This is a genomic window from Allobosea sp., assembly GCF_017308075.1.
GTDB lineage: Bacteria > Pseudomonadota > Alphaproteobacteria > Rhizobiales > Beijerinckiaceae > Allobosea.
Window position 1 is genome coordinate 14,391 of sequence record NZ_JAFKFX010000061.1, and the last position, 13,594, is coordinate 27,984.

The 13,594-nt window shown below is 68.0% G+C and carries 15 protein-coding genes; 13 read left to right on the forward strand and 2 right to left on the reverse strand.

Translation table 11 applies throughout. From position 1 onward, the window contains the following. The first annotated feature begins 63 nt into the window (after positions 1-63). From rpsK to J0J10_RS26805, 4 genes are all read left to right on the forward strand, one after another. Positions 64-453 (forward strand): 30S ribosomal protein S11, encoded by a 390-nt coding sequence (gene rpsK / locus J0J10_RS26790; RefSeq protein WP_291641531.1) that lies wholly within the window; start codon positions 64-66, stop codon positions 451-453. 91 nt (positions 454-544) lie between these two features. Beyond that, positions 545-1,561 (forward strand): DNA-directed RNA polymerase subunit alpha, encoded by a 1,017-nt coding sequence (locus J0J10_RS26795; protein ID WP_291641529.1) that lies wholly within the window; start codon positions 545-547, stop codon positions 1,559-1,561. A 116-nt stretch (positions 1,562-1,677) separates the two neighbouring features. Next, a complete protein-coding gene (rplQ, locus tag J0J10_RS26800; RefSeq protein WP_291641527.1) occupies positions 1,678-2,097 on the forward strand; it encodes a 50S ribosomal protein L17 in 420 nt (139 codons plus the stop codon). Positions 2,098-2,358: 261 nt separating this feature from the next. Next, positions 2,359-3,624 carry a Glu/Leu/Phe/Val family dehydrogenase gene (locus J0J10_RS26805; protein WP_291650641.1) on the forward strand — a complete coding sequence of 422 codons (1,266 nt, stop codon included), beginning with the start codon at positions 2,359-2,361 and terminating at the stop codon, positions 3,622-3,624. 71 nt (positions 3,625-3,695) lie between these two features. Here the strand turns inward: J0J10_RS26805 and J0J10_RS26810 are convergent, their stop codons facing one another. Next, on the reverse strand, positions 3,696-4,115 hold the full coding sequence (locus J0J10_RS26810) for a BLUF domain-containing protein (protein ID WP_291650644.1): 420 nt from the start codon (positions 4,113-4,115) through the stop codon (positions 3,696-3,698). Between the two features lie 158 nt (positions 4,116-4,273). Here J0J10_RS26810 and J0J10_RS26815 point away from each other — a divergent pair, with 158 nt between their 5' ends. The 3 genes from J0J10_RS26815 to J0J10_RS26825 all read left to right on the forward strand — a co-directional run bounded on the left by J0J10_RS26815 (position 4,274) and on the right by J0J10_RS26825 (position 8,001). Continuing rightward, a complete protein-coding gene (locus J0J10_RS26815) occupies positions 4,274-5,704 on the forward strand; it encodes a DegQ family serine endoprotease (RefSeq protein WP_291650646.1) in 1,431 nt (476 codons plus the stop codon). A 1-nt stretch (position 5,705) separates the two neighbouring features. After that, a complete protein-coding gene (locus J0J10_RS26820; protein WP_291650648.1) occupies positions 5,706-7,013 on the forward strand; it encodes a replication-associated recombination protein A in 1,308 nt (435 codons plus the stop codon). A 109-nt stretch (positions 7,014-7,122) separates the two neighbouring features. Further along, positions 7,123-8,001 carry a DMT family transporter gene (locus tag J0J10_RS26825; RefSeq protein ID WP_291650649.1) on the forward strand — a complete coding sequence of 293 codons (879 nt, stop codon included), beginning with the start codon at positions 7,123-7,125 and terminating at the stop codon, positions 7,999-8,001. Between the two features lie 9 nt (positions 8,002-8,010). Here J0J10_RS26825 and J0J10_RS26830 read toward each other — a convergent pair whose 3' ends face one another. Beyond that, the gene (locus J0J10_RS26830; protein ID WP_291650651.1) at positions 8,011-9,369 is read right to left on the reverse strand and encodes a hypothetical protein; all 1,359 of its coding nucleotides are present in this window, start codon (positions 9,367-9,369) and stop codon (positions 8,011-8,013) included. Between the two features lie 124 nt (positions 9,370-9,493). On the opposite strand from J0J10_RS26830, the gene crcB reads away from it, so the two are divergent. From crcB to J0J10_RS26860, 6 genes are all read left to right on the forward strand, one after another. Next, positions 9,494-9,883: a fluoride efflux transporter CrcB gene (gene crcB, locus J0J10_RS26835; RefSeq protein WP_366826315.1), complete on the forward strand. Its 390-nt coding sequence runs from the start codon at positions 9,494-9,496 to the stop codon at positions 9,881-9,883. Further along, positions 9,880-11,142: an RluA family pseudouridine synthase gene (locus J0J10_RS26840; RefSeq protein WP_291650653.1), complete on the forward strand. Its 1,263-nt coding sequence runs from the start codon at positions 9,880-9,882 to the stop codon at positions 11,140-11,142. Before crcB ends, J0J10_RS26840 begins: the two co-directional genes overlap by 4 nt. Before the next feature lie 106 nt (positions 11,143-11,248). Beyond that, positions 11,249-11,755 carry a hypothetical protein gene (locus J0J10_RS26845; RefSeq protein WP_291650654.1) on the forward strand — a complete coding sequence of 169 codons (507 nt, stop codon included), beginning with the start codon at positions 11,249-11,251 and terminating at the stop codon, positions 11,753-11,755. A gap of 90 nt (positions 11,756-11,845) precedes the next feature. Beyond that, positions 11,846-12,508, forward strand: a complete 663-nt coding sequence (locus J0J10_RS26850; RefSeq protein ID WP_291650655.1) for an HAD-IA family hydrolase — start codon at positions 11,846-11,848, stop codon at positions 12,506-12,508. Positions 12,509-12,898: 390 nt separating this feature from the next. Beyond that, complete coding sequence (locus J0J10_RS26855) at positions 12,899-13,342, forward strand: hypothetical protein (RefSeq protein WP_291650656.1); 444 nt, start codon at positions 12,899-12,901, stop codon at positions 13,340-13,342. A gap of 114 nt (positions 13,343-13,456) precedes the next feature. Continuing rightward, a partial coding sequence (locus tag J0J10_RS26860) for a biotin carboxylase N-terminal domain-containing protein (RefSeq protein ID WP_291650659.1) occupies positions 13,457-13,594 on the forward strand: 138 nt, incomplete at its 3' end.

The window sequence follows — 13,594 nt, forward strand, 5'->3', positions numbered from 1 at the left end:
GGCCGAAAGTTCTCTCCCCAGCGCCTGGCATGACGGGCGCGCCTGAAGGATGAAAGAAAGACCATGGCCAAGGAAGCCCAGCGCATTCGTCGTCGCGAGCGCAAGAACATCGTCTCCGGCGTCGCGCATGTGAACGCCTCGTTCAACAACACCATGATCACCATCACCGACGCGCAGGGCAACACGATCTCGTGGTCGTCGGCCGGCACGATGGGCTTCAAGGGCTCGCGCAAGTCGACCCCCTATGCCGCCCAGATCGCGGCCGAGGATGCCGCCCGCAAGGCCGCCGAGCATGGCATGCGTACCCTCGAGGTCGAGGTCACCGGTCCCGGTTCGGGCCGCGAGTCGGCGCTGCGTGCGCTGCAGGCCGCCGGCTTCACCGTCACCTCGATCCGTGACGTGACCCCGATCCCGCACAATGGCTGCCGGCCGCGCAAGCGCCGCCGCGTCTGAGCCGCGGATCGGATTGCGGCACCCGCAAGGGCGGGTGCCGGTACGGGGCGGCCCGCCGTCGCCATTGCATTGAAGCACCAGGAGTGCGGTCGTGATCAGCAAGAACTGGCAGGATTTGTCCAAGCCGAACAAGCTCGAAGTGAAGGTCGGGGACGACCCGAAGCGTCAAGCCACCGTGATCGCGCGCCCGCTGGAGCGCGGCTTCGGCATGACGCTCGGCAACGCCCTGCGCCGCGTGCTGCTCTCCTCGCTCCAGGGGGCGGCGGTCACCGCCGTCCAGATCGACGGCGTGCTGCATGAGTTCTCTTCGATCCCGGGCGTTCGCGAGGACGTCACCGACATCGTCCTCAACATCAAGGCCATCGCGCTGAAGATGCAGGGCGAGGGGCCGAAGCGCATGACCCTGCGCAAGACCGGTCCGGGCGTCGTCACCGCCGGCGACATCAACACCGTCGGCGACGTGTCGATCCTGAACCCCGAGCTGGCGCTCTGCACGCTGGACGACGGCGCCGAGATCCGCATGGAGTTCACGGTCAACACCGGCAAGGGCTATGTCCCGGCCGAGCAGAACCGTCCCGAGGACGCGCCGATCGGCCTGATCCCGGTCGACAGCCTGTACTCGCCGGTCAAGAAGGTCTCCTATCGCGTCGAGAACACCCGCGAGGGCCAGAACCTCGACCGCGACATGCTGACCATGGCGATCGAGACCAATGGCTCGGTCTCGCCGGAGGACGCGCTGGCTCTCGCCGCCCGCATCCTGCAGGACCAGCTCGCCGTGTTCATCACCTTCGAGGAGCCGCGCAAGGAAGAGGCCGTCTCGACCGCGCCGCAGCTGCCCTTCAACCCGGCGCTGCTCAAGAAGGTCGACGAGCTCGAGCTTTCGGTGCGTTCGGCGAACTGCCTGAAGAACGACAACATCGTCTATATCGGCGACCTCATCCAGAAGTCGGAGGGCGAGATGCTGCGCACCCCGAACTTCGGCCGCAAGTCGCTGAACGAGATCAAGGAAGTGCTCGCCACCATGGGCCTGCATCTCGGCATGGACGTCACCGGCTGGCCGCCGGAGAACATCGAAGAGCTGGCGAAGCGCTTCGAAGAGCACTACTGAGAGTTCAACAAGGCGCAGGCTCAGGCCTGCGCCTTTCGGCACGGCGCATTCCGCGCCGGAGCATAAGGGACGGCCGTTCCGTGGCACGGCGGCCGTAAGCAACGAAGGAGCCAATCATGCGTCACGGTTTTCGCGGTCGTCGTTTCAACCGCTCGGCTGAGCATCGCAAGGCGATGTTCGCCAACATGGCTCAGGCCCTGATCAAGCACGAGCAGATCACCACCACTTTGCCGAAGGCCAAGGACCTGCGTCCGGTCGTCGAGAAGCTGGTGACCCTCGGCAAGCGCGGCGACCTGCATGCCCGCCGCCAGGCGATCGCGCAGATCAAGGACGTCGCCCTGGTCGGCAAGCTCTTCGAGGTGCTCGGCCCGCGCTACAAGGAGCGCAATGGCGGCTATCTGCGCATCATGAAGGCGGGCTTCCGCTTCGGCGACAACGCTCCGCTCGCGGTGATAGAGTTCGTCGATCGCGACGTCGAGGCCAAGGGCAAGGATTCCGGCCCGGTCTTCACGGCCGAGGACGAGCAGGCCGCCTGAGGCCGACAATCACGGTTTTCGAAAGGGCGGCCTCCGGGCCGCCCTTTTTCGTTGCGCCGCAACAAAAGACCGGAATGGGGCGGCTGAGAGCGCAGGCTTCGCAGATTATGCGGTCCCGGGCTGAGATCGGGGTGCTTTCGGGTGCGGCGGGTCGTCGCTGCCGCATTTTTGTATGGTTCGAACTGCGTGGTTCGCCCTTGTACCCGCCGTGCCTTCTGATTATGCGATTGCCTCTTCCTCGCTCACGTACAGGAAACTTCGATGTCCGAAGACAGCCTCCTCGACCATGCGCTCGTCCGACTGGATGACGCGGCCCGGCATCTCAATATCGACCCGGACGTGATCGAGAAGCTGAAATTCGCACGCGAGACGACCAAAGCCCGGCTGATGATCCGCATGGATGACGGCTCGCGGAAATCCTTCCTGGCCTGGCGCTGCCGCTATGACGACACGCGCGGCCCGACCAAGGGCGGCATCCGCTTCCACCCGTCCTCGACCATCGACGAGGTCGAGACGCTCGCCTTCTGGATGACCTTCAAATGCGCCGTGATGAACCTGCCCTATGGCGGCGGCAAGGGCGCGGTCCAGGTCGACCCGCGGCAGCTCTCGAAGGCTGAACTGGAGCGCCTGGCGCGCGCCTATATCCAGGCCTTCGCGCGCATCATCGGGCCTGATCGCGACATCCCGGCGCCGGACGTCTACACCAACGCCATGATTATGGGCTGGATGGCCGACGAATACGCGCAGATCGTCGGTCAGGCGGAGCCGGCCGTGATCACCGGCAAGCCGATCGCCCTCGGTGGCTCGCTCGGCCGCAACGACGCGACGGCGCGCGGCGGCTATTACCTCGTGCGGCACCTCGCCGGTGAACTCGGCCTCGGCGACGGCATGCGCGTCGCGGTGCAGGGCTTCGGCAATGCCGGCCAGTTCATCGCGCGCCTGCTCGACGGCGACGGGCACAAGATCGTCGCCGTCTCGGATTCGGAAGGCGCCGTGTTCGCGCCGAACGGGCTCGATATCGGGGCGCTGCTCTCGGCCAAGGCGAGCGGCAAGTCGGTGCTCTCCACCGTCGGAGCCCATGGCCACGAAGCGCTTTCGGCGGATGCGCTGATCGGCGTCGATTGCGATCTGCTGGTCCCGGCGGCGCTGGAAAACATGATCCACGAGGACAATGCCGCGCAGGTCAAGGCGCGCATCGTCCTCGAACTCGCCAACGGGCCGATCACCAGCGAGGCCGATGCCATCCTCGACGAGCGAGGCGTGATCGTCCTGCCGGACATCCTCGCCAATGCCGGTGGCGTCACCGTCTCCTATTTCGAGTGGGTGCAGAACCGCCAGGGCTTCTACTGGCCGCTCGAGGAGATCCATGACCGGCTGCGCACGATCATGGAGCGCGAGGGTAGGGCGATCTGGGGCGTCTCGAAGGATAAGGGCGTCTCGATGCGCACCGCCGCCTATGTGCATGCGCTGAGCCGCTTGGCGGAGGCGATCGAGGCTCATGGCACGCAGAGCTTCTTCGTGACCTGAGCCCCGCGCAGCAGGCGACAGCCACCGGAAGGGGCGGCCTTTGCCGCCCCTTTTTCATGTCGGGATAGGGTTCACCTGATCTGGCTGGCGAACTCGCCGGCGAGATCGAGCAGGGTGTCGGTCGGCTGGGCGTAGAGATCGGCCTCCGGCGTCACGCCATAGAGCGAGAAGATGAAGTCATTGGTCTCGTCCTGCTCGGAGAGGGCCATCGACCAGTCGGCGAAGCCGCGCCGCTCGATCGGCTCCCGGGCCAGCAGGCGCAGATTGGCGTGGCGCGGATCGACCACGATGCGGCCATAGGTTTCGGCGACATTCTCCGCCTCGCCCTCGAGAACCTGCGCGAAGGCGCCGGGTGTCGCCAGGAGAAAACCGGTTACATGATTGTCGGCATTGAGCCGCTGCGCCGTCGCGAGCATCCGGGCGAGTTCCATACGACGATTGACCTCGACGAGGCGGCTTTCGCTGGCATAAACAAGGCGCACGAGGCTCACGAAGCCGGTCCTTTCTCGTCAGGCTGGCCGGCAGGTCGTGCCGGGCCGGCCGGGTTCCTCCGGAAACCGCACGCAATGCGCCGGTTCGGACAGGTTATGGCGGTAGTGCGGCCATGAAAATGCAAATGCAGTCGATACGCTTCATGAAAGGTTCTGGGATGTCGGGCCGAATCAAGCTTTCCGGTGCAGGCGTCGCGGCCGCTCTTCTGGCCTCGACCATGCTCGCCGGGGCGCCGTCCTCGCCGGCTTTCGCGCAGGACCGGCAGGTGCCGGAGACGCGCCAGCAGGTTTCGCTGTCCTTTGCGCCGGTGGTCAAGAAGACCGCCCCCTCCGTGGTCAACGTCTATGGCGCGCGCATCGAGCGGCGGCCGCAGAACCCGTTCATGGACGATCCGTTCTTCCGCCGCTTCTTCGGCGATGGCGGCTTCGGCGTGCCGCGCGAACAGGTGCAGCGCTCGCTCGGCTCGGGCGTGATCGTCGATGCAACCGGGCTGGTGGTGACCAATAATCACGTCATCGAGGGGATGAGCGAGGTCAAGGTCGCGCTCGCCGACAAGCGCGAATTCGAGGCGACGATCCTGCTGCGCGATCCGCGCACCGATCTTGCCGTGCTGAAGATCCAGGCCAAGGATCTCAGCGCGCTGGAGCTCGCCGATTCCGACAAGGTCGAGATCGGCGATCTTTCGCTGGCGATCGGCAACCCCTTCGGCGTCGGCCAGACGGTGACGCAGGGTATCATCTCCGCCCTGGCGCGCACCCAGGTCGGCGTCGGCGACGCGCAGTCCTTCATCCAGACGGACGCCGCGATCAACCCGGGCAATTCCGGCGGCGCGCTGGTCGACATGCAGGGCCGGCTGGTCGGCATCAACACCGCGATCTTCTCGCGGTCCGGCGGCAGTGTCGGCATCGGCTTCGCCATTCCCTCCTCTATGGTCCAGGTTGTCGTCGCCAGTGCCAAGGCCGGGGCGAAGACGGTGCGTCGCCCCTGGTTCGGGGCGCGCCTGCAGGTGCTGACCGCCGACGTCGCCGACGGGCTCGGGCTCGATCGCCCGGCTGGCTCCGTCGTCGCCAGCGTGGTCGAGAAGGGCCCGGCGGCCGAGGGCGGCCTCAAGCGCTCCGATGTGATCCTGGCGGTCGACGGTGTCGCCGTCGACGACCCCGAGAGCTTCGGCTACCGCTTCGCGACGCGCCCGCTCGGCGGGGTGACCTCGCTCACCGTACTGCGCGGCGGCAAGCGCATCGTCGTGCCGATCAAGCTCGCGCCGGCGCCGGAGACGCGTCCGCGCGAGCCGGTCACGCTTTCCGGCCGCTCGCCGCTTGCCGGGCTCACGGTGATGAACCTCTCGCCGGCCCTGGCCGAGGAACTCTCGGTCGAGACCGGGAACGAGGGGGTCATCGTCGGCGCGATCGAGGAGGGCAGCCCCTCGGCGCGCGTCGGCTTCCAGAAGGGCGACCTGATCCTCGCCATCAATGGCGAGCGCATCGCGACCTCGCGCGAGCTCGAGAGCGCGACCCGCGAGCGCAAGCGCGCCTGGGAGGTGACGATCTCGCGCGGCGGCAAGACCGTGACCTCCGTCTTCGGCGGATGAGGTGAGCGATCTCTTCGCCGCTTCCGGCCTCGACAAGGCCGGTCCGAGACCGCTGGCCGACCGTTTGCGACCGACCACTTTCGGCGAGGTCGCGGGCCAAGAACACCTGACCGGGCCGGACGGGGTGCTGTCGCGCCTCGTCGCCTCGCGCTCGCTCGGCAGCCTGATCTTCTGGGGCCCGCCCGGTACGGGCAAGACCACGGTGGCACGGCTGCTCGCCGGCATGGTGGATCTCGGCTTCGAGCAGATCAGCGCGATCTTCTCCGGCGTTGCCGACCTGAAGAAGGCCTTCGACAGCGCCCGCGGCCGCCGGCTCGGCGGCAAGGGAACGCTGCTCTTCGTCGACGAGATCCACCGTTTCAACCGGGCCCAGCAGGACGCCTTCCTGCCGGTAATGGAGGACGGCACGATCACGCTGGTCGGCGCCACCACCGAGAACCCGTCCTTCGCGCTCAACGCCGCTCTGCTCTCGCGGGCGCGCGTCCTGACCTTCAAGGCGCTGGACGAAGGGGCGCTGCTCTTCCTGCTCGGCCGGGCCGAGGTGCTGGAGGGCCGCGAACTGCCGCTGACGCCGGAGGCGCGGCAGCAATTGGCGCGCTTTGCCGATGGCGACGGGCGCGCCGTGCTGACGCTGGCCGAGGAGATCTGGCGTGCCGCCAAGCCGGGCGAGGTCTTCGACGAGGCCGGGCTCGCCGAGGTGATCCAGCGGCGCGCGCCGATCTACGACAAGGCGCAGGACGGCCACTACAACCTGATCTCGGCGCTGCACAAGACGATCCGCGGTTCCGATCCGGACGCGGCGCTCTACTATTTCGCCCGCATGCTCGATGCCGGCGAGGACCCGCGCTTCCTGGCGCGCCGGCTGGTGCGCATGGCGGTCGAGGATATCGGCCTCGCCGATCCGCAGGCGCTGATCCATGCCCGCGCCGCGGCCGAGACCTATGAGCAGCTCGGCTCGCCGGAAGGGGAGCTCGCGCTCGCCAATTGCGTGATCTATCTCGCCACGGCGCCAAAATCGAACGCGGCCTATCTCGCCTACAAGGCGGCGATGCGCACCGCCAAGCAGGCGGGCTCGCTGACCCCGCCCAAGACGATCCTCAACGCGCCGACCAAGCTGATGAAGGAAGAGGGCTACGGCGCCGATTACGCCTATGACCATGACGCGCCCGACGCCTTCTCCGGCCAGAACTACTGGCCCGACGCGCTCGGACGGCAGTATTTCTACGATCCGCCGGAACGCGGCTTCGAGCGTGAGATCCGGAAGCGGCTGGAATACTGGGAGAAGCTCAGGCAGGAGCGGGGCGGGTAGGGCGCCGCGCCAATCGGAGCCGAGGCGGCGTCCGCGCCTGTGCCCCGTGCATGGCGGCCAGCCCCATGCAACGGAACCGCGATCGGCAGGCATCCGCTAGATGCCGTGCATGTCCAGCTCGTCGCCTTCCCGACAACCGCTGCGCGGCATCCTGCTGATGCTGGGTGGGATCGCCTGCCTCGCCGCTTCCGATGCCGCCTCCAAGCTGCTCGCGGCGACGGTGCCGACGGCGCAGATCATGTGGATCCGCTTCGTCGTTTTCGCACCCCTTGCAGTGCTGATCGCGCTGCGCGCCGTCGGTCGTGCCGGCCTGCGCTCCCGGCAGCCGCTGCTGCAGGTCATCCGCGGCATCGGACTGCTCGGTTCGGGGTTCGGCTTCATCGCCGGCATGCAGTTCCTGCCGCTGGCCCAGGCGACGGCGGTGTTCTTCGTGGCGCCGCTGCTGGTGATACTGCTGTCGGTGCCGCTGCTCGGCGAGGTCGCGCGTGCCCGGCAATGGACGGCCGTCTGCCTTGGCCTTCTCGGCGTGCTGATCATCGTTCGGCCCGGCTCGGCGGGCTTCCACCCGGCGCTGATCTTCCCGGTGATCTCGGCGGCGTCCTGGGCCTTCGCCTTCGTGATGGCCCGGAAGATGCGGGCCGACAGCCCGTTGTTGACGCTGGCCTACACCGCCGTCGTCGGGCTGATCGTCTGCACGGCGCTGCTGCCGTTCTCCGTCGTGCCGCTCGGCTGGCGCGAGATCGGCATCGGCCTGGTGACGGCGAGCTTCTTCGCTGCGGCTCAGTTGCTGCTCATCCTGGCCGTGCGCTTCGCTTCGGCCAACGAGCTCGCGCCCTTTGCCTATAGCCAGCTGATCTGGGCGGCCCTGTTCGGCCTGCTGATCTTCGGCAACCTGCCCGATGCCTGGACACTGGTCGGCGCAGTCGTCATCGTGCTGAGCGGGCTTGCGGCGACGAGCGGGGCCAAGCGCGCAACGATCTCGGCGTGAGCGAGGCCGTCAAAAGCTCCGCTCGAGGAAAATCTGCGTCGAGATCTGCCGCCCGGCCAGCCCGGCCTGGATCTCGCGGCCGCTGATCGCGATCTTCGCCCAGGCAACGGAGCTCTCGATCCCGGCCTTGAAGCCCTCGACCGGCGTCCAGACGACGTTTGCGGCGACGCGGTCGATCCTGATCTCGCCCTTCGTCTGCCCGGCAAGCGGCACCGCCAGCCAGTAGCGGCTGAGATAGGCGTTGGTCGCGATCTCATCGGTCCATTCGCGTCGCGTCGAGACCAGGGCCGAGAAGCCGCGCGTCGGATCGCTCCCGAGCAGCACGCGGTTGACCAGGCGCCCGTCGAGCTGCGAGCCGATATAGGGCGCGGCGTCGATGCCGCCGGCGATCTGGGCGGTCAGGCTGCTCGTCGCGCCGAAGAGTTCGCTTTCATAGGTCGCGCCGAGAATGCCGGCGCGGCCCGGCCGCGCCGAGCCGCTGGGCGCCTCGCGCAAGGCGAGCGCGCCGTGCACGGTCCAGTCCCCGGCTTCGTAGACCAGGCGCGCGACGCCGTCGGGCACGGAACGGCCGGGGGCGAGGGAGGTGACGGAAGTGGGGGGCTCGGCTCCGCTGGTCGTGCTGGTCGCGGAGCCGTTGCCCAGCGCCGTGTCCTCGAGGGAGAGCGTCGCCGTCCAGCTCTCGGTGAGCGGCAGCTCCAGGGCGATCAGGCCGACGGTGCGGGAGGGGGCACGCGTCGAGAAGATGAACTCGTCGCCGGTCCAGAAGGAAAAGCGCGAGGTGTCGAGCCCGAAGGTCCAGGGGCCGATCAGGATCGTCGCCTCGTCGAGCGTGGTTTCACTGACGCCGGAGACCGGGCTGTTGATCGTGAAGCCGAAGGCGGAGGCGACGCGCAGGCCCGAGGCGAGCTCGTGCGAAGTCGCGATCCGGAAGGCGGCGCTGGTCAGCATCGAGGTATTGGCGGAAGGCGGCGCGGGGACGGAGAGCGAGGCCTTGAAGCTGTCGTTCTGCAGGCCGGCGGTAACCGTGCCGCTGATCGAGAGGCAGGTACCGCTCTCCGGCAGGATCAGCCCGCGCTCCGGCGGATCGTCATCGTCGTCGTCGTCATCATCATCGTCATCCGAGTCGTCGGAACCGTTCTCGTCGTCATCAGCCGCGGCTGCAGCGGCGGCGAAGATCGGCTGTGTCTCGGGCAATGCGATGGTGCAGGCGCGGGCGAAGCTGGCCGCGAGCGGCGGGCGGGCGGGCAGGCGCGCCGGAGCGGCGACGGCAGTCGAAGCCAGGACGAGGCAAAGCCCGCCGAGCGGCAGGAACCCTGGCCGCGGCCGCATCGCGCCAGCCATGGCGGTGCCTGGGAATCGCTCGGTCACTGTCGTTGTCGTTCACCCGTTCCGGCAATTTCTGCGGCGGTGCCGGTGCCGAAGTCAATCGGGGGGGCGGGCCGGGCATGCCGAGGTGATTTCGTTTGTGCCGGCCGGCTGCGCTGGCTATTGCATGGTGATGACCTCCACGCTTCTCGTCTTTCTTGGCGCCGGCATCGGCGGCGTGCTGCGGCACGGCGTCAACCTCGCCACGCTGAGATGGCTCGGCCCCGGATTTCCGTTCGGGACGATGGCGATCAACATCCTCGGCTCCGGCCTGATGGGGCTGCTCGTCGGCTGGCTCGCCTTCCGGGCCGGAGAGGGCTGGACGCAGCATAGCAGGCTCTTCTTCGCCACCGGCGTCCTCGGTGGCTTCACCACTTTCTCCGCCTTCTCGCTCGATGCGGTTCTGCTCTGGCAGCGCGGCGATCTCGCCATGGCGGCATTTTATGTACTCGGCTCGGTCGTTCTGTCGCTCATCGCGCTGTTCACCGGGCTCGCGCTGGTCAGGGGACTGTCATGAGGTCGGGCGGCAAGGGCACCGGGGGCAAAGGCGCGCGCGGCAGCGGCACGGGCGGCAAGCCCGCCGCCGGCAAGGGCGAGGGCTCCCGTCCGCCGGCGCGGGCGGGCAAGCGGCCGAGCCATGATGCACGGCGCCAGGCGCAGGCTGCGGCGCGCAGCCGGCCGGAAGGCCTCCCGGCCGCGACCAGGCCGGCCCCGCGCCGGCCGGCGGCCGCGGCGCCGACCCGCGCCGAGGTCAAGGCCGAGACCGCCCAGGTGCTCTCGACCGGCGTGCAGCAACTCGTGGTGACGCCGGACGAGAACGAGATGCGGATCGACCGCTTCCTCGAGGCGCGGTTCCCGCAGCTCTCCTTCAGCCATATCCAGCGCATCGTCCGGAAGGGCGAATTGCGCGTCGACGGCAAGCGCGCCGACAGCAAGGACCGGCTCGAGGCCGGCCAGACCGTGCGCATCCCGCCGCTCAAGCTAGAACAGCAGGCCGAGCGGCCGCGCTCGGCCAAGGCCGATGCCGACACGATCGGCTTCCTGCGCTCGATCACGCTCTATGAGGACGACGACGTCATGGTCCTCAACAAGCCGGCGGGCCTCGCCGTGCAGGGCGGCTCGGGCACGACGCGCCATGTCGACGGCATGCTCGAGGCGCTGACCGGCAAGGACGGCCAGAAGCCGCGCCTCGTCCACCGGCTCGACAAGGATACGGCCGGCTGCCTCGTCATCGCCAAATCCCGCTTTGCTGCCGCGACGCTGGCCAAGACCTTCCGCTCGCGCTCGGCGCGAAAAGTCTACTGGGCGCTGGTCGCTGGCGTGCCGCGCGTGCGCCAGGGCCGGATCTCGACCTATCTCGCCCGCGAGGAAGCCTATGACGGCGACCAGCGCATGGCGGTGGCCCAGCATGGCGAGGACGGCGCCATGCATGCCGTGACCTATTACGCGGTGGTCGAGACCGCGGCGCAGAAGCTCGCCTGGCTCTCGCTGAAGCCGGTGACCGGCCGCACCCACCAATTGCGCGCCCACACCACCCATATCGGCCATCCGATCGTCGGCGACCCCAAATATTTCAACATCCAGAACTGGGAACTGCCCGGCGGCATCCAGAACAAGCTGCATCTGCTGGCGCGGCGCATCGTGCTGCCGCATCCGCGCGGGAAGGGCACGATCGACGTCAGCGCGCCATTGCCGCCGCATATGCGCCAGAGCTGGAACCTGCTCGGCTTCGAGGATGCGCCCTACGACCCGATCGTCGATGCGCCCGACGAGTAGGGCTTTGCACCAGTGGGTTGCGTGACCTAGCGTAAGAACGCTTGCGGAACAAAGCGCGTTATGTTCTAAGTTTGTTCCTGTGAGGGTTCATCACGGGAGGCTTTCCATGTCGCGCACCGCCTTGTTCGCCGCCGGTCTCGTTCTCGCATTCTCCTCCGCCGGCCTGGCCCAGACACAGCCGCCCCCGGGTTCGGCGGCTGCCGGGCCGCAGACCGCTACCGTTTCCGACGATCCGATCCCGCGCGCCGCCCGGGCCGAGGCTCGGCGTGACTGCTATGCCGAGAACATCGCCCTCTCGGGCGAGGATCTGCGCCGGGCGATGCGCGCCTGCATGCAGGAGCGCTTTCCGGGCGTGCAGCTCTATGCCGCCGACGGGCTGACCCGCGACGGCAAGCCGACCGCGGCGACCGCCCGCGCCCTCTGCAAGCAGCAGGCCGATGAGCGCAAGCTTGCGGGCAGCGAGCGGACCGCGGCGCTGGTCGCCTGCTTCAACGAGAAGCGGCCCGATCTCGCCCAGCGCGCCGAGTGCCGCAAGGAGGCGCGCGGCAAGGGGCTGGAGGCGCAGGCTCTGCGCGCCGCGATCGCCGAATGCGCCAGAGGCGGCCAGGGCTGAGAGGCCGGGGCGGGCCTGTCGAGGTGCAAGCATGAGGCCTCTGCGCCGGCGACGCTGGCGCAGGGGCGTCAAGCCGGCTAAAGCGCCGGCATGAACCTCGTGATCTTCGACCTCGACGGCACCCTGATCAATTCCGAAGCGATTATTCTCGAAGCCCAGTTCGAGACCTTCGCGCGCTGCGGGCTCACGCATCCCGGCCGCGAGGCCGGACTCGGCATCGTCGGCCTGAGCCTGGATATCGCGCTGATGCGCCTCGCCGGGCTCGAGCGGCCGGATGATGTGCTGACCGAGACCTATCGTCAGGTCTTCGGCGCGATGCGCCTTCAGGCGGAGAGCGATCCAAAGCTGGCCGAGCCGCTGTTTCCGGGCGTTGCCGAGATGCTGGCGGCGCTGGCGCAGCGGCCTGACACGGTGCTCGGCATCGCCACCGGAAAGTCGCGGCGCGGCGCCGACTACATCATCGAGCGCCATGGCTGGGGCGGCCTGTTCGCGACCACCCAGACCGCCGACGACGCCGCCTCCAAGCCGCATCCGGAGATGATCCTGCGGGCGATGCGCGAGACCGGCGCTCGGCCCGAGGCGACCCTGATGATCGGTGACAGCAATTTCGACATGGAGATGGCGGTCGCTGCCGGGGTGGCGCCGGTCGCGGTGTCCTGGGGCTTTCAGTCGGTTCCGGCGTTGAGGGCGGCCGGTGCCGCGCATGTGATCGAGGACTGGGCGGCCTTGCCGGGGTTGATCGGCAAGCCATAGCGCGCGGTCCGGGTGGACGGGCGCCGCTCGCCGTCATGCTCGGGCTCGATCCGAACTCCCCGCACGGAAGAGGTGCTGGTCGGCGCTGCCTCGTCACGCGCTTCGCGGATCTGCGCGGAGTTTGTCTTCGGGCCGACCCAAGGCCGGATCCGAGGACCCCCGTCCGAGCATGTTGCGGGCGGGGACGCGATGGCCTTGCCGTGGTGAAGCGGCGCGCCGCAGGCGTTCAGCGGTTTTGGTAATAACCGCGCAACCACATCGACTCAGACCCGTTTAACCTGAACAGGCGTTCAGATTCTCGAATTAACCACCTGATCAGAAGCGTGGCTGCATCGTCTCCTCACAACAGGGACGTACCGGCACAAAACAACGCCGGACAGGGGTCGAACAATGATCAGCCATGAACTTCGTGAATTCGTCGATCGTGTGATGGACAGGCATGCGATCGACGACGAAGACGTCAAGATGCTTCAGCGCGAGATCTTGAGCGATGCTGTGATCAGCCGCGAAACGCTCGATATTCTCATCGCGCTCGACCGCGCCGTTCTGGTCAAGGCCGCGTCCTTCGCCGATTATCTGGTGGCGCTGACCGTCGACTTCGCGGTCTGGGAATGCCGCCCGACCGGGGTGATCGATCGCGACAAGGCGCATTGGCTGGTGACCACGCTCTCGGCCGGTGAGGGGCCGACGCAGACCGCCCAGCGGATCGGCTTCGAGATCGTCCGCGAGGCGCAGAGCTGCGACGAGGCGCTGGTCAGCTTCGCGCTGCGCAAGGGCGATGCCCGGATGCGCGGCGTCAGTTTCCAGCCGGAGCGCCTGGCGCTGGCGAGCTGAGCCGCGCGGTCGCTGCCTGAGGGAAAGCGACCAAGCCGATCAGTGGACGGAAAGGTCCCACTCCCGTAAATCCGGCTATGCGCCATCAAGGCCGCCGGGCGGGGGAATCCAGCGATGTTCACGAAGATCCTGATCGCGAACCGCGGCGAGATCGCCTGCCGTGTGATCAAGACGGCGCGGCGGATGGGGATCGCGACGGTCGCGGTGTATTCGGATGCGGACCGCGAGGCGCTGCATGTCGAGATGGCCGAC